Here is a 14,036-nt window from a genome sequence, read left to right as displayed (position 1 = left end):
TATCGTGGGGTAAGCGGATTATGCCCCGGTCTTCATTGTGGCGATCGCTTGTTCGGCGATGGCCTTGATATTTTCGCACGACTTCTTGCCCGGTCCGCGCGTGGATCCGACTCGAAAGGTTAGTTCATCTCGGACCCCGACGACCATGTTGCACTCGCCGCCATCACGCCGGTCTTTGCCATCTTCGAACACTCCAGGATACCCGCTGACCGTGACGGGTTCGAAGTAGGCGGCGAAATCAGGATCGGATCGGTCGGCGCGATAAGTGTCGGCCAGTCCGTTCTTGTTGGACGCCAACCAGCCGAAGGTGTAATGCTCCCGATCATCATCGCTATTCCAGGTGCAGTAAGGGTCTTTGCTGCCAAGATCTTTGGGCGTACCTTCCTTCTCCAGTTTGAGCGTAGCGGTTTGGTCTATAGTTAGCACCGAGCACGGGTTCTCAATGAACGCTGCCGCCTCGATGGGATCAGATACACGGGGTGCACCGTAGCTTTTGTCCTCGGACGGTTCGTTCCCGGATGTGACCGTCGACGGGGTGTTGGCAGGCATCGGATTGCCCGGCTCAGCCGTGCATCCGACCAAGGTGAAAGCCGCGATCGCGAGTGCGATTCGGGTGGAATGATTCATTGCGGTGTCATGCTCCGTCTGAGTGCTGCACGGTCGCCGTGTTGTGACCTTCGGTGTTCTGATACCTGTTACGAGCGTCCGTAAGCTTGTCGATGTAGCCTTGCGCGTACTTGCTCATTTCGATGTTGTGATCGATCGCAGTCTCAAGACTATTCCTGGTCGCCTTGGCTTCTTTGGCGCTCATCTCGTCCTTGGCGGGTGGCTCGACGTAATCGCGCGCACGCCTCAGTTTGTCGCCGCTGGAGTCGATTTTGTTGCGGATGACTGTCCACTGGGCGATTATGGAGTCGAGTTCAACCACGCTGGCGATACGGAATTGGCCGCCCGCACCGCCGCCGCCCGCGCTCAATGGTGCGACGTTGCCTGGGACGATGCGATCGATCGCATTCACGGCTCGTCCGACAGCGACCTCGGCTTCGAGTTGCCTGTCGACGTTCGGATTGTGCTCGTCCGGCATCGTTCCCCCTTGCTTCCTGGCTCCTGCGTGGGAGCTTACCGACTCTGCGGAGTCGGCAGGTCGCTTTCGGTGAACTGTCAGGCGTCCTTGATCGCCGAGCGCAGGGCGTCCCATGCGTTAGTGGGCAGGGTGAGCGCGCTGCCCGAGGTATTCTTGGAGTCGCGGATGGCGGATCCGTCGCGCAACAGGGCGACTTCGACGCAGGCGCCCGTGTTGCCGCTGCGGCTGCTCTTGCGCCAGTTGGCGTCGATCAAGTTCTCGGCCACTGCGGTCCTCTCGTCGGCGGCTACTCGTACTGCTTGGTGATTCTACCGATCAAGGCGCGGGACTCGGCAGGGTCGGCCGCCGCCGAACGCAGCCGTTGGAAGCTCGCGGCATACTGGTCGATCACGGTGTAGTCCTCGGGATAAGTGGCACCGGTGAAGTCCTCCAGGTACAGCACGGTGCCTTGCTCGGGCAGCCTGAGCAGCATGAACTGGCTCTTGGCCGTGAATGCCTCATCACGGTTCGGGGTGGGTTTCGGGTGGAAGGGAAGGATCTGGAGGCGGACTGAAGGCAGCTTGGAGACCTTCACAAGGTGCTTGAGTTGGGCCGCCATGATCTTGTCGTCGCCGATCACCCGGTGCAGCACAGACTCGTGCATGATCAGGTCGAGCAGGGGCGGTGCCGGATCGGTGCGGGTGAGAATGTGCTGGCGGCTGATCCGCAGGTCGACCTGCTTGTCGATCTCGTGGGTTCCCGCCATCGGCGCGCCGGATTGCAGGAGAATCCGGGCGTAGTCCTCGGTCTGCAACAGGCCGGTGACCGTCTCGTTCTCGTACACAAGAACATCGCTGGCCTCCGATTCCATAACCAGGAACCGTTTGAACCAGTTCGGCACGGCGTCGCGGTACGACTGCCCGCGCTTGCGGCGAGCACGCGGCCGAGGCACTGAGGCAAGTCTCAACGCCTCGGCGGTAGCCGCGTCATCCGCTCGGTAGATGTCGAGCAGAGCCAACACGTCGTCAGGCTTGATTGCCTGTTTGCCGCCCTCGATCCGGCTCATGCTGGCGTTGGTCAGACCGATGTGCGCGCCCGCTTCCAGCGCCGTCAAGTCGGCCGAAGTTCGCAGTGTCCGCAACAGCAAGCCGAGCTGGATCTGGGTGACGACGGGATCGGCGCCGAGCATCGTGGGTCCTTTCGGATGGTGATCACCAGGTGACGACAACGATGCCCGCTCCCTCAATCGATGGACAAGTAACGCCAACCGATCGTGTACTAGCTAAGCCGTAACTTACATCGTAACGTCCTCCTTGTCGGATGGCGAGGAAAGGCGAGGTCGTGGTTGATCAACGCGAGTTTGACGGGCTCAGCGTCGCGCTTGGATTCGTCGGGGCTGGACTTTCCGTGCTGTTGCTCATGATTGGCCTGATCGCGTTCGCCCTCGGCGAGGCGGAGGAGCGGCGCTTGCGGCGCTGCCGGGAGGCGGACATCCTGCCGCCCAGGGGCCATTCGCGCCCCGAGTCGATCGACCAGCGCCTCGCATAAGCCACGAGCGCAGTCTGTGCGCTCACCATCGCGGCCCGCGTCGGTCTCCCCGCCATCGACGCGGGCCGCCCTTCAACCGTGGAGCACCCGTGCAGAGCGAGCCCAGATGGTTGTTGTCGGTCTATGACGACCGAGTTCACGCATTCGAGACGGACCAGGCGTCGCAGTTCTACTCGGAGGCGATGTGCTCGCACACCGCGCCAAACACGAGGGTTCTCTGCACAGATGCGGGCGAACGCTGTCTCGCGTGCCTACTTATCCACGGTGATCGCCTCGCCGACCGGCAAGGAGCCTCGCCGTGGCGGATGTAGGGCGCAATTGGCAGGTCGGGGTGTTCCGGCAACTCCGGCACTGGGTGGCTGAGGACGCGCGAACGGCGACCCACCATTGCGGCGTGACTTACTACGCGGTCTGCGGGTCACCTTGCCTGTATGTGCCCGAACTCCGGCGCATCTGGGGGAGTTGGCCGCACTGCGCGGTTTGTGTCGCGCGGGTATGGGACATCGCAGGATGGGGACGGGGCGTCTTGCAGGATCATGTCGCACACATTCGGGGGTACCGGCCCGAGTTCGCCTTGTGTGACGCACTGCTGGTCGCCGACCTGCCTGACATCGGCACGAGGCATGACCTGCGGGCCTGCTCGCACTGCGTCGCTCTGCGCATCGGGTGATACAGCACCTACGAGTACGGTTCTAGCGGTAGAGCGGGGTTTCGCTCTCTTCGGTCATCAGCAGGCACAGGTGCGCGGTGAGGTACGCGCGGCACGGTGCGGGCGCCTTGGTGAACAGCCGGGTGCGGCAGGTCGGGCAGCGGCCCTGCGCGTCCGGGTGGTGCTCGTCCAGCAGCGCCTGCAGCGCGGAGACGATGCGGGGGAGTTCGCCGCGGGCCAGTTCGGCGGCGGCGTGCTCACCGCTCTCCGTTGCCCGGGTGCTGAGCGTGGACAGATAGTCCTGTAACGACGATTCCATGTGCCCGAAGATCGACTCGTTCACCCGGGTCCTTCCAATCGGTGGCGCGGATACCCGCAAGACAGTTCTTTCCTAGAGAGACTGCGTGGTCGCGGTGGCATTCTGCAAGTTGCAATACACGATCGGGTGACGGCGCGAGCGCGTCCGGTGAGCCGCTCACAGACTGGCCGCAAAACGCGGAGGAGAGTCCCTTGTGTCCGACAAGATCAGCATTGAGACTTGCCGTGCGCGGACCCAGTCGCACCCACCAGTGGGCGGGGTCGTTATGCCCGCAGTTGAAAAGAGGTGAAACCACATGGCGCGAGACCTCAGCCCGACAGTGCGTCGCAGGCGGCTCGCGGGTGAACTGAGGAGATTCCGGGAGGCCGCGAACCTCACGATCGACGAGGTCGGCGACAAGCTCGAATGCTCGGCGTCGAAGATCAGCCGCATCGAGACCGGCCACGTCGGGGTCACCCCGCGCGATGTGCGCGACATGCTCGAGCTCTACGGCATCGAGGAGGACCGGCGCGAAGCCCTCGTCCAGCTCGCCAGAGAGGCCCGGCAGAAGGGCTGGTGGCACGCGTACACCGAGGTCTTCACCGGCTCGTTCGTCGGCCTGGAGTCCGAGGCCGCGTTCCTGCACACCCACCAGGCACTGCTCGTCCCCGGCCTGCTGCAGACCGAGGACTACACCCGCGCCGTCATCCGGGCCATCCGCCCCGACGTCGAGGACGACGAGATCGACAAGCGGGTCAAGGGCAGGCTGGCCAGGCAGCGGCTGCTCACCGGGCCGCACCCGCCCGAGTACTGGGCGGTCATCGACGAAGCCGTGCTGCACCGCGTCGTCGGCGGACCCGAGGTCATGCGCGCCCAGCTCCACCGGCTCGTCGACGCCGCCGCGATGCCGCACGTGACCCTGCAGGTCGTCCCGTTCGCCACCGGCGCGCATGCCGGAATGGAGACCCCGTTTCTGATCCTGGGATTCCCCGAACAGGCCGATCCTGATGTCGTCTATGTCGAGAACACCACTTCGGGTGTCTACTTGGAACAGCCGTCGGACGTCCGCCGGTATACGTTGATGTTCGACCATTTGCGCGCGGCGGCGTTGAAGCCCGATGACACCGTCGACCTGGTCCGGCGGACAGCCGATCGGCTGGGTCGCGAATCCGGAAAGAACGAAAGGAGCGGGGCGTGACCGTTTCTGGGCCTGCCCGCGCGGAATGGCGCAAAAGCAGCCGCAGCGGCGCGGGCAACGACTGTGTCGAGCTCGCCGTCGGCACCAGCGCGACAGCGGTTCGTGACTCCAAGAACGCGGAGCACGGACAGCTGGCGTTCGCCGACCTCGACTGGCGGGTGTTCGTCGGAGCCCTGAAGGGCGACGAGTTCGACGTTCGCTGAGTCATGACGGACCCCTTACCTGCCGCCGTGCGCCCCTGACCGGCGGCGGGTAAGGGGTCCGCGGCTCAGGACTGCGTGATCACCCCATGCCGGGCCACCCGCCTCAGCGGCACTGTTCTCATCACTGGAGTTCGAAGCGATGAGGAGACAGCAGATGTGGACCACCGAGGCCATCAACGCAGAGATCAGCTACCGGCGCAACGGCACGCGGGACCTCACCAGCAGGCTGCACCTGCACGAGGTCAAGCGCACTGGGCCGTCCTGGCTGAACCGGATCCTGCACCGAAGCGCCCCTCGAACAAGCGAGCGTTCGGCCACCTGATCCAGCGCGCCGGGGTTGTGCGACCATGCCAGCCATGCCGCGTCTGGGTTCTGGAATTCCGCTGGTGGCGCGCGGCCGCGAACTCCGCGGTCTGCGCGCCGCCTTCGACGCGGCCGCGTCCGGCCGGGCCGGAGCCGTCCTGCTCGCGGGCGACGCCGGAGTCGGCAAGACGAGAATGACCGAGGAAGTGACCGCCTTCGCCGTCGAGCAGGGCGCGCTGGTGCTGACCGGCCGCTGTCTCGACATCGGCGAGGCGGGTCTGCCGTACCTCCCGATCGCCGAGGCGCTCTCGCCGGTGCGCGACCGGGTGCGTGACTGGACCGCGTTGGCCCGGCTGTTCCCTGGAACCGCCGCCCCCACGCCGGATCCCGGCCCGTTCACCTCCGGCATGGGGATGCCCTCAGCGGGTTCCCGCTCGGAGCAGGACATCGGCCAGTTGCAGCTGTTCGACGCGGTGCACGGCGTGCTGAACGACCTGGCAGCCGAGCGGCCGGTCGTGGTGATCCTCGAGGACCTGCACTGGGCCGACGCCTCCACCCGCAGCCTGCTGTCCTTTCTCCTGTCCCGCCTGCGCGGCCAGAAACTCTTCATCCTGGGCACCTACCGAAGTGACGACCTGCACCGCAGGCACCCGCTGCGCCCCCTGCTCGCCGAACTTGTCCGGCTCCCGCAGGTCGAGCGCATCCAGCTCACCCCGTTCGACAACGCCGACTCCCGCCTGTTCGTCGCCGCGCTCGCCGAGGAGCGGCTCAGCGAGCCGGTGCTGCGCGAGGTCGCGGGCCGGTCCGAGGGCAACGCCTTCTTCGCCGAGGAACTGCTCGCCGCGACCGCCGAAGGTGGCGGCGGCATCCCGACCACGCTGGTCGACGTCCTCATGTCGCGGGTCGAACGCCTCAGCCCCGCCGCCCAGAGCGCGGTGCGGGCCGCGTCGGTCGGCGGTCGACGGGTGCCGGACGCGCGGCTGCGCGCGGTCAGCGACCTTGGGGACGCCGAACTTGAGGAAGCGCTGCGCGAAGCGGTGCAGCACCACGTTCTCGTGCCTGGGGATGGCGATGTCTACGCCTTCCGGCATGCCTTGATGCGGGAGACCGTCTACGGCGACCTCCTGCCCGGCGAGCGCGTCCGCTTGCACGCCGCGTACGCGCGGGAGCTGTCCAAGGAGTGCGCGACCTGCGGCACGGCGGCGGCGTTGGCCCACCACAGCATGGAGAGCCACGCGCTCGGGGCCGCGCTGACCGCGTCCGTGCAGGCCGCGGAGGAAGCCGAGGGGCAGGGCGCGCCCGCCGAGGCGCTCGACCACCTGGAGCGGGCGCTGAAGCTGTGGGAGGCGGTCCCGGCCGCCGACCGGCCCGACGTCAGCGAACTGACCCTGCTGCGGCGGGCGTCCTGGGTGGCGGGCACGTCCGGGGACCCGGAACGGGCCATCGCGTTCGCCCGGTCCGCCGTCAAGGCCGCCGACCGCGGTGAGGAGCCGGAGCACCAGGCGACTCTGCGCCGCAGGCTGGCGCAGGCCCTCTACGTGCTCGACGGGCGCGAGCAGGAGGCGCTGGAGAACATCGAGAAGGCCTGGGCGCTGGTCGCCGAGCGGCCGCCCAGCCCCGACCAGGCCTGGGTCCTCGCGGCGTACGCGACGATCCTGCGCGCTCTGCGCCGCCGCGACGAGGCCGAGCGGTACGCGCGCCAGGCCATCGAGGTGGCGGAGGCGGTCGACGCGGGCGGCCCCGCGGCCGAGGGCCTGATCACCCTTGCCATCCTGGCCGAGTCCCGAGGGCTCGCCGAGGAGTCCCGCGACATGCTCGTGGAGGCCATGCGGCGGGCGGCGGCAGTCGAGGCGATCACCGTGGAGCTGCGCGCCCGGTTCTTCCTGGCGATCAACTTCTACGAGCACGGCCTGCTGGCCGACGCGATCACCGCCGTGGACGGCGGTGTCGACCGCGCCCGCGAGACCGGCCTCACCTGGAGCGCCTTCGGCTTGGAGCTGCGGGTCGTGCAGGTCGTGATGCGGTACGCGGCGGGGGACTGGGACGGCAGCGAGGCGGCGGCGGAACCACCCGGCCACCGGGTGTCGAGCACGGTCTCGGCGCGACTGGCCGCCGTCGGGGCGCACGTCGCCGCGGGTCGTGGCCGCTTCGCCGAAGCCGAGCGGCTGGTCAACGAACTGCGGTCGGACTGGCATCGGGACATCCAGATCCCGCTGGTGACAGGCGGTGTCGGCGCCGAACTGGCGACCTGGCGCGGCAGGCCCGACCGCGCCGTCGAATGGGTCCGCGACACCCTGGAATGGGTCGCGCAGGCGGGTGGGCCGACGCTGCTCGCCGCGATCAGGATGTCCGCGCTCGGTATCGCCGCCCACGCCGACCTCGTCGCCGCGGCCACGACCCGCCGGGATGTGGAGGCGGCTCAGCTCTCGACCGTCGAAGCCCGGCGGCTGGCCCAACTCGCCCGCGACACCGCCCGCGACGGCCGTCCCCTCACCGGCACCCTCGGTCCTGAGGGCCGCGCCTGGCTGGCCCGCGCCGAAGCGGAACTGAGCCGTGTCGGCGGTCCGGGAGACCCGGACCTGTGGTGGGCCGCGGTCGACGGCTTCGACTACGGCGCGGTGTACGAGCAGGCGGTGTGCCGCAGGAGGTTGGCCGAGGCCCTGCTCGCCGCCGACCGCCGCGACGAGGCCGCGGTCGAACTCCGCCGGGCCGACACGGTGGCGGCCGACCTTGGTGCCCGACCGCTGCGTGAGGCCGTCCGCAAGGCGGCCCGCCGGGGACGGGTCTCACTCGACGAGAACGTGGAGACCCGCGACGAGGTCGACCTGTTCACCCCGCGCGAGCGGGCGGTCCTCGGGCTGGTGGCGCTGGGTCGGACGAACCGCCAGGTCGGCGACGAGCTGTTCATCAGCGAGAAGACGGTGAGTGTCCACTTGAGCCGGATCATGGCGAAGCTGGGCGCGAGCAGGCGGGCAGAAGCCGTCGCGGTCGCCTACGAGCGCGGCCTGCTCACCGAGCAGTCGTCGAACGCCACGCCCTGAGCCTGCTCAGAACCACCGTCATGGTGAACACGACGAGGTGTCCGGTCTCCGGCCCCTTGGCCTCAGGAGCCGGGGACCGACATGAAGCAGGAACCGGCCGAGCCGAAGACCTCGTCGAAACAACACCGCGAGCTTGGACCGGCTCAATTCCCCCTTGCACGCCGATCAGCGTGGGAGGCGCTTGAGAGCCTTGAGGCCGATCGTCAGTGCCTTGGTCCACGCCGTCGACGGGATTCCCTTCCACCCGCGCAGCGGCACGACCCGCTGAGCGGCAATGGTTTGGGCCTCAGTGTATTTGGTGAGGCCTTCCTCGCCGTTGCGCCGCCCCACCCCCGACTCGCCCATGCCGCCCATCGGCGCGTCGAGGCTGCCGAAGGCGGCGCCGAAGCCGTCGTTCACGTTGACCGTGCCCGCGTGGATGCGCTTGGCCACCCGCTCACCGGAGCGCCTGCTGCGGGTCCACACGCTGGCGTTGAGGCCGTAGCGGGTGGCGTTGGCCTGGTCGACGGCTTCCTGCTCGTCGCTGTAGCCGTAGATCGACACGACCGGGCCGAAGGTCTCCTCGGCGAACAGGAGCATGCCCTCGCGGACGTCGGTCAGGATCGTCGGCTCGTAGAACAGCGGGCCGAGGTCCGGTCGCGGCTTGCCGCCCGCCAGCACGGTGGCGCCCTTGCCGCGGGCGTCCTCGACGTGGTGCTCGATCGTCTTGAGCTGCTCGGCGGAGGTCAGCGAGCCCAGGTCGGGGCCGTAGGACAGGTCGGCGCCGATCTTGACGGCCTTGGTCTTGGCCACGAATGCGCGGGTGAAGGTGTCGCGGATGCTTTCGTGGACGTAGATCCGCTCCACCGACACGCACAGCTGGCCCGCGGAGGAGAAGCACGCGGTGACCGCGCCCGCGGCGGTCTTGTCGACGTCGGCGTCGGGCAGCACGATCATCGGGTTCTTGCCGCCGAGCTCCATCGAGTAGCTGGTCAGCAGGGCCGCCGCCTTGGCCGCGAGGCCCTTGCCGGTCTCGGTGGAGCCGGTGAAGCCGAGGTAGTCGGCTTCTTCGATCAGCGCGGTGCCGATCCTGGAGCCGCGGCCGAGCACGATCTGCCAGACGTCCTTGGGCAGCCCGGCCTCCTCGGCGAGTTCCTGCAGCCACAGCGCGGACAGCGCGGTCTGGTTGTCGGGCTTCTGCACGAGGGTGTTGCCCGCGATCAGCGCCGGGATGGCGTCCATGCCGGTGAGGGCGAGCGGGTAGTTCCACGGGGAGATCATCGACACGACACCCTTGGGGTGGCGCACCTGCGTGGTCCGGGTGAACACCGGCAGCGCGCCCGCGCGCCGCCGCGGGGCGAGGAACTTGGCGGCCTTGCGGCCGTAGTAGGACGCCGTCATCGCGGTGACCGCGACCTCGTCGTAGGCGTCGAGCCGGGACTTGCCGGTCTCGACCTGCATGATGTCGAGGACCTCGTTCTGCCGTTCGAGCAGCAGATCGTGCAGGCGCAGGAAGACCCGCGACCGGTCGGCCACCGACGTGGCCGCCCAACTCGCCTGGGCCACCCGGGCCCGGGCGAACGCGCGGCGCACGTCGGCGTCGTCGATCTGGGGGAGCGTGATGACGGGCTCGCCGGTGAACGGCGCGGCCATCTGCACCGTGGTCGGCTCCGTGCCGGTGACGGCGCGGTCGACCAGTTCGGTCGCACGGACCACCGTGGGCGCGCCGGTTACTCCACCGATGGTCGCTGACGTCGTGGCCGTGCTCATGGGCGCTCCTTCGCTCGACACTGAGCGTCCATGTTACTTCCGGGTAGCACCTTCCGTCGCAGTGGTGGCGGTCACGTCATCCGGCCGGCGGGACGCGTCCACCGTGATGGCCACGCGGAGCATGCTGTCCTCGTAGCGCACAGTCACCGGGTGGGCGGACGCGCGGGCGGCCCGCTCGAAGCCGATCTCCTGCGGCAGGCACCAGGCGATCATCCGCCGGTGGCCTTCGGCGCGGGCGATGCCGCCGAGCCGGTCGATCATCGCGGTGCCCACGCCCTGGCGCTGCCAGCTGTCCTCGACCAGCAGCGAGATCTCCGCCTCGGCCGGGTCGTTGGTGCGGATGAGCTGGGCCATCCCGATGACTTCGGTGCCACACAGCGCCAGCAGCGTCTTGCCGCGCGGCGGCTGCAGCAGGCGGTGCAGCCAGCGGCGGGGGAGGGTGCGCAGCCCGGAGTGGTACCGGGCGAACAGGGTCTGCGCGGAGCAGCGGGCGTGCAGGTCGGCGACCGCGTCACCGTCGGCGGGTGTGCCGGGGCGCAGGACGATGCCCGCGCCGTTGTTCGCGATGACCGCGCTCGGTGCGCCCGCGGCGGTCACCCCGGCGGTCAGCACCTCACCGAACGCGGCGACCCTGGCCAGCTCCACCTCGGTGAACGGCGCCCACCCGCGGCGGGCGACCAGGGTGGTGTCCTTGCCCAGCCGCAGGACCGCGAGATGCCCGCTCGCGTCGGGCTCGACGTCACCGTCCTCGGCGACGCGCACCGAGTCGGCGCCGAGCATCGTGCGCACCGCCTCGGCGGTCGCGGCCTGGTCACGCAGTGCGGCACCGGCGGCGCGGAGGGCGGCCGTGGTCCGGTCGACCATCTGCCGCACCTGCGCGCGCGTGATGCCGACGCACCGGCCGCCTTCGGCCCGGATGTCGTCGATCAGGGACGCGGGCTCGGTACCGGCCGGGGTGCTCACGACGATCTCGTCGATGACACCGCCGGGCACCGGGAGCACCGAGAGCCCGAGAACGTTGCAGTCCCGCGCGGCAAGGCGGGTGGTGACCCGGGCGAGCGTGCCTGGACGATCGTCCAGGCGGATACGCAGCCGCCAGGTCGTGGGCTGGGTCGCGGTGGTCGTGTCCATGCTTCGAGGATGCAGGGCGAAGATTGCCAGTCGGGGGCTTGGATGTTTCGGGCATGTGATGGGTTGCCGCCCGAACCGCTGCCCCTTCGGCCCTCGTAGCCCCGGGCGGACCGGGCCTACGGTCGGTTCCGGACCACACGCGGCGAGGCGGCGACATGGTGGGTACATCGGAATTCTCCCAGGCCCAGGCGTTTCGCTACACCCTGCCCGACACCCCCATAGCAGCCGCATCCGTCGACATCGGACACGTCGCCGTAGCCGTCTCACTGACCCTGCGGGGCGACTTGGACGTGATGACCACCACGCCCCCCGAAACCTCGGTTGCCGAGGTGCGAACCAGAAGCCTCGCGGTCCTACGGGATGTGGCCACCGGGGTGATGGTCGGCGGTATCGGCTCCACGACGGCCCGGGTCACCTCGGGCGCGGGACACGTCTTCACCCAGGCGGGCCGCACTTTCCGCCCACCTAACCGGGTGGCGTTCACGGGAAAGTGTGCGGTGGGCTACATCCGCGGAGACGCACGCGTGTCGGGCGAAGTGGGGTATGCCCTGGAGGTCTCGGCCTTACCCCACCACGAAGACACCCAACCTTGGGACGGCTCACCAGACGCCCGAACCTGGTTCGCCCGACACGACCACGAACTCTCGGCGGTGGGCGTCATGGTGCTGGTGGCAGTGCCCTTCGCCCCCGGCCCACTGGTAAGCCGCTGACGCTGACATCAAAGCCAAAGCGTGTGCCGTCGTCAGCCGCCGATCATCACCGTGCCCGTGGCGATGATGGTGCCCTTGGGTAGCGGAACCGGGTCGTTGCAGGTGTTCACCTTGTCGCCATGACGGGCGGCTGGTTTGTTGTTGATCAGGACGCTGGAGCTTCCTTTGAGGACGGTCCCCTGGTTCGTCGGCGGCACCTGAAAGGTGGACGGCGGCGGGACTACGTGCGGGGGTGAGTTGGTGACCGTACTTCCGGTCACCGCCGCCGCCAGCCCGCCGACCATCACGTCCGGGCTGCAGCCGCCGGTGATATTGCCGACGAACGGAAGTGGGGTGACGGTGGGCACCGGGCCGCCAGGGGACGGGACCATCACTATGTGATTGTCGGTCGCCGTGACCTTGTCGCCCATTTTGGCCGCGAAGCTCATGTCGGGTCGCCGACCGGGGTGCGGACCCACCGTTTGTTGCCCGTCGGTGCGAGTGGGGCGGGGACCTCTTGGTTGGAGCGCAACGTGATTCGTTCGGCCGGTGCCGCCAAGTCGGTTTCGACCGGCGGGAGGTAAGGCGCGCTAACGGAGATGATGAAAGCGGCTCGGGCGGGCATGCCGAGGCTGCTCCATAGTTCGCCCGGGTCGTCCCGTGACACCGACAGGAACACCGGGTCGCCGGTTTCTGCCAGGGTGCCGCTGAGGCAGTCGGCGGGGATCGAGTCGGCGAAAATCATTGTGCGTAGGGCCAAATCCAGCAACCGGTGTTCGTCGCCGACGCCGGGGGCGCGGGCCGTGACCAAATAGGACAGTGCGCACCTGCGTGCCGGTTGCTGTCGGGACAGCACCGCTCCGCGTTCGTCTCGGGTTTCGCCCCAGCCGGACTCGCGGCCCCGGGGGTCGTCGTGCAGGCCGAAGAGGAACAGGTCGAGGACCTTCGACGGGCGTTCGGTCTGCCAGGTCGGCTTGGGCGGGTCGAGCCGCACCGCGGTGCCCTCCGGCAAGCAGCGGCCGAGCATCAGGCACAGGGCGTCGTCCACCTCGGTGATCACCGGACCAGTGTGAGCGCCGCGGGCCGGGGAAGCAGCGGTCCGGCGCTCGTCCTATCGGTGCGCGGAGTCCGCCCGAAGGGGCGGTCCTGGCCGCCCCAGGCCTCGCCCCCGGACGACTGCGTTCGCCCCGGCCCGCCCAGCAAGCTCGGGACACGAGTCCCGCGGTCTGGGGCTCGGCCCACCCGACGGTGTAGGGAGATCCTTCGATGGCCAGCAGCTATCTAGCGCCAGGCGTGTACATGGAGGAGGTGTCCTCCGGCTCGCGGCCCATCGAGGCGGTCGGCACCGCTGTCGCCGCGTTCGTGGGGTTCGCTGAGCGCGGCCCCCTGCACGAGCCCGTCCTGGTGACCAACTGGACGCAGTTCAAGACCAACTTCGGCGACTTCGTCGACGGCTACTACCTCGCGCACGCCGTGTACGGGTACTTCCAGAACGGCGGCGGCGTCGCCTACGTCGTGCGGGTCGGCGGCGCGGGCGCGGAGGGCAACGGCCACACGAACGGCCAGATCACGTCCGTGCCGATGGCCGAGCTGCCCGGCACGAGCGGCGCCGGTCTCACCATCACCGCCCGTTCGGTCGACCCCGAGCTCACCGTGGAGGTGGCGCCCGCCTCCGAAGAGGGCGACGACACCTTCAAACTGGTGGTCAAGCGCTCCGGCGAGCCGGTCGAGACCTTCGACAACGTCAGCACCAAACGCGGGCCGAACAATGTGGCCACGGTGGTCAAGCAGCAGTCGAAGCTGATCAACGTGGAGGAGACCAAGGGCAAGGCGCTCGCCGTGCCCAGGCCGGGCGAGACCGCGCTGACCGCGCCGCCCCCGGTGCCGGAGAAGGTCGACGCCACCGAGTACGTCGGCAACTCGTCGGACCGCACGGGATTCGGCGGCCTGGAGGCGATCGACGAGATCACCATGCTCAGCGTGCCCGACCTGATGGCCGCCTTCCAGCGCGGCGCGCTGACCATGGACGACGTCAAGGCCGTGCAGCTGGCCATGATCGCGCACTGCGAACTCATGGCCGACCGCGTCGCCATCCTCGACACCCCGCCCGGACTCAAGGCACAGCAGGTCAAGGACTGGCGGATGGACTTCGCCGGCTACGACT

Annotated in this window: 15 protein-coding genes and 1 pseudogene; 7 read left to right on the top strand and 9 right to left on the bottom strand. The window is 68.7% G+C overall.

The features are described 5' to 3' along the window. Positions 1-18: 18 nt before the first annotated feature. The 4 genes from ACRDSQ_RS11415 to ACRDSQ_RS11400 form a co-directional block, all read right to left on the bottom strand. The gene (locus ACRDSQ_RS11415) at positions 19-627 is read right to left on the bottom strand and encodes a DUF3558 domain-containing protein (protein ID WP_431420849.1); all 609 of its coding nucleotides are present in this window, start codon (positions 625-627) and stop codon (positions 19-21) included. Between the two features lie 7 nt (positions 628-634). Next, entirely contained in the window at positions 635-1,084 is a 450-nt protein-coding gene (locus tag ACRDSQ_RS11410; protein ID WP_431420847.1) for a hypothetical protein, read from the bottom strand. Positions 1,085-1,161: 77 nt separating this feature from the next. Continuing rightward, positions 1,162-1,350 (bottom strand): DUF397 domain-containing protein, encoded by a 189-nt coding sequence (locus ACRDSQ_RS11405; RefSeq protein ID WP_431420846.1) that lies wholly within the window; start codon positions 1,348-1,350, stop codon positions 1,162-1,164. 20 nt (positions 1,351-1,370) lie between these two features. Then, positions 1,371-2,252, bottom strand: coding sequence for a helix-turn-helix domain-containing protein (locus tag ACRDSQ_RS11400; protein WP_431420844.1), 882 nt, complete (start codon positions 2,250-2,252; stop codon positions 1,371-1,373). Positions 2,253-2,404: 152 nt separating this feature from the next. On the opposite strand from ACRDSQ_RS11400, the gene ACRDSQ_RS11395 reads away from it, so the two are divergent. After that, the gene (locus tag ACRDSQ_RS11395; protein WP_431420843.1) at positions 2,405-2,611 is read left to right on the top strand and encodes a hypothetical protein; all 207 of its coding nucleotides are present in this window, start codon (positions 2,405-2,407) and stop codon (positions 2,609-2,611) included. A 692-nt stretch (positions 2,612-3,303) separates the two neighbouring features. Here the strand turns inward: ACRDSQ_RS11395 and ACRDSQ_RS11390 are convergent. Beyond that, a complete protein-coding gene (locus tag ACRDSQ_RS11390) occupies positions 3,304-3,603 on the bottom strand; it encodes a hypothetical protein (protein ID WP_431420842.1) in 300 nt (99 codons plus the stop codon). Between the two features lie 271 nt (positions 3,604-3,874). On the opposite strand from ACRDSQ_RS11390, the gene ACRDSQ_RS11385 reads away from it, so the two are divergent. From ACRDSQ_RS11385 to ACRDSQ_RS11370, 4 genes are all read left to right on the top strand, one after another. Beyond that, positions 3,875-4,756, top strand: coding sequence for a helix-turn-helix domain-containing protein (locus ACRDSQ_RS11385; protein ID WP_431420840.1), 882 nt, complete (start codon positions 3,875-3,877; stop codon positions 4,754-4,756). After that, the gene (locus ACRDSQ_RS11380) at positions 4,753-4,959 is read left to right on the top strand and encodes a DUF397 domain-containing protein (RefSeq protein ID WP_431420839.1); all 207 of its coding nucleotides are present in this window, start codon (positions 4,753-4,755) and stop codon (positions 4,957-4,959) included. The genes ACRDSQ_RS11385 and ACRDSQ_RS11380 overlap by 4 nt, the downstream gene beginning before the upstream one ends. A gap of 154 nt (positions 4,960-5,113) precedes the next feature. Continuing rightward, complete coding sequence (locus tag ACRDSQ_RS11375; RefSeq protein WP_431420838.1) at positions 5,114-5,281, top strand: hypothetical protein; 168 nt, start codon at positions 5,114-5,116, stop codon at positions 5,279-5,281. A gap of 25 nt (positions 5,282-5,306) precedes the next feature. Continuing rightward, positions 5,307-8,303, top strand: a complete 2,997-nt coding sequence (locus ACRDSQ_RS11370) for a helix-turn-helix transcriptional regulator (protein ID WP_431420837.1) — start codon at positions 5,307-5,309, stop codon at positions 8,301-8,303. Positions 8,304-8,468: 165 nt separating this feature from the next. On the opposite strand, the gene ACRDSQ_RS11365 is transcribed toward ACRDSQ_RS11370, so the two are convergent. Then, complete coding sequence (locus ACRDSQ_RS11365; RefSeq protein WP_431420835.1) at positions 8,469-10,052, bottom strand: succinic semialdehyde dehydrogenase; 1,584 nt, start codon at positions 10,050-10,052, stop codon at positions 8,469-8,471. 33 nt (positions 10,053-10,085) lie between these two features. Beyond that, complete coding sequence (locus tag ACRDSQ_RS11360) at positions 10,086-11,183, bottom strand: GNAT family N-acetyltransferase (protein ID WP_431420834.1); 1,098 nt, start codon at positions 11,181-11,183, stop codon at positions 10,086-10,088. A 158-nt stretch (positions 11,184-11,341) separates the two neighbouring features. On the opposite strand from ACRDSQ_RS11360, the gene ACRDSQ_RS11355 reads away from it, so the two are divergent. After that, positions 11,342-11,893 carry a hypothetical protein gene (locus tag ACRDSQ_RS11355; protein WP_431420832.1) on the top strand — a complete coding sequence of 184 codons (552 nt, stop codon included), beginning with the start codon at positions 11,342-11,344 and terminating at the stop codon, positions 11,891-11,893. A gap of 32 nt (positions 11,894-11,925) precedes the next feature. Here the strand turns inward: ACRDSQ_RS11355 and ACRDSQ_RS11350 are convergent, their stop codons facing one another. Beyond that, positions 11,926-12,321, bottom strand: a complete 396-nt coding sequence (locus ACRDSQ_RS11350; RefSeq protein ID WP_431420831.1) for a PAAR domain-containing protein — start codon at positions 12,319-12,321, stop codon at positions 11,926-11,928. Continuing rightward, positions 12,318-12,932 (bottom strand): Pvc16 family protein, encoded by a 615-nt coding sequence (locus ACRDSQ_RS11345; RefSeq protein ID WP_431420830.1) that lies wholly within the window; start codon positions 12,930-12,932, stop codon positions 12,318-12,320. The genes ACRDSQ_RS11350 and ACRDSQ_RS11345 overlap by 4 nt, the downstream gene beginning before the upstream one ends. Before the next feature lie 206 nt (positions 12,933-13,138). On the opposite strand from ACRDSQ_RS11345, the pseudogene ACRDSQ_RS11340 reads away from it, so the two are divergent. Beyond that, positions 13,139-14,036: pseudogene (locus tag ACRDSQ_RS11340) on the top strand (phage tail sheath family protein); the annotation flags it as partial.

It is taken from the genome of Actinokineospora sp. (assembly GCF_050699995.1).
Classification (GTDB): Bacteria; Actinomycetota; Actinomycetes; order Mycobacteriales; family Pseudonocardiaceae; genus Actinokineospora.
Note: the sequence above shows the minus strand (reverse complement) of the source record. Positions and strands in the feature narration are given on the sequence as shown.

Excerpts from the sequence above, each read along its gene's own strand:
- ACRDSQ_RS11415 (WP_431420849.1), bottom strand. The coding sequence starts at position 627 with ATGAATCATTCCACCCGAATCGCACTCGCGATCGCGGCTTTCACCTTG.
- ACRDSQ_RS11410 (WP_431420847.1), bottom strand. The coding sequence starts at position 1,084 with ATGCCGGACGAGCACAATCCGAACGTCGACAGGCAACTCGAAGCCGAG.
- ACRDSQ_RS11400 (WP_431420844.1), bottom strand. The coding sequence starts at position 2,252 with ATGCTCGGCGCCGATCCCGTCGTCACCCAGATCCAGCTCGGCTTGCTG.
- ACRDSQ_RS11385 (WP_431420840.1), top strand. The coding sequence starts at position 3,875 with ATGGCGCGAGACCTCAGCCCGACAGTGCGTCGCAGGCGGCTCGCGGGT.
- ACRDSQ_RS11375 (WP_431420838.1), top strand. The coding sequence starts at position 5,114 with ATGTGGACCACCGAGGCCATCAACGCAGAGATCAGCTACCGGCGCAAC.
- ACRDSQ_RS11370 (WP_431420837.1), top strand. The coding sequence starts at position 5,307 with ATGCCAGCCATGCCGCGTCTGGGTTCTGGAATTCCGCTGGTGGCGCGC.
- ACRDSQ_RS11365 (WP_431420835.1), bottom strand. The coding sequence starts at position 10,052 with ATGAGCACGGCCACGACGTCAGCGACCATCGGTGGAGTAACCGGCGCG.
- ACRDSQ_RS11360 (WP_431420834.1), bottom strand. The coding sequence starts at position 11,183 with ATGGACACGACCACCGCGACCCAGCCCACGACCTGGCGGCTGCGTATC.
- ACRDSQ_RS11350 (WP_431420831.1), bottom strand. The coding sequence starts at position 12,321 with ATGAGCTTCGCGGCCAAAATGGGCGACAAGGTCACGGCGACCGACAAT.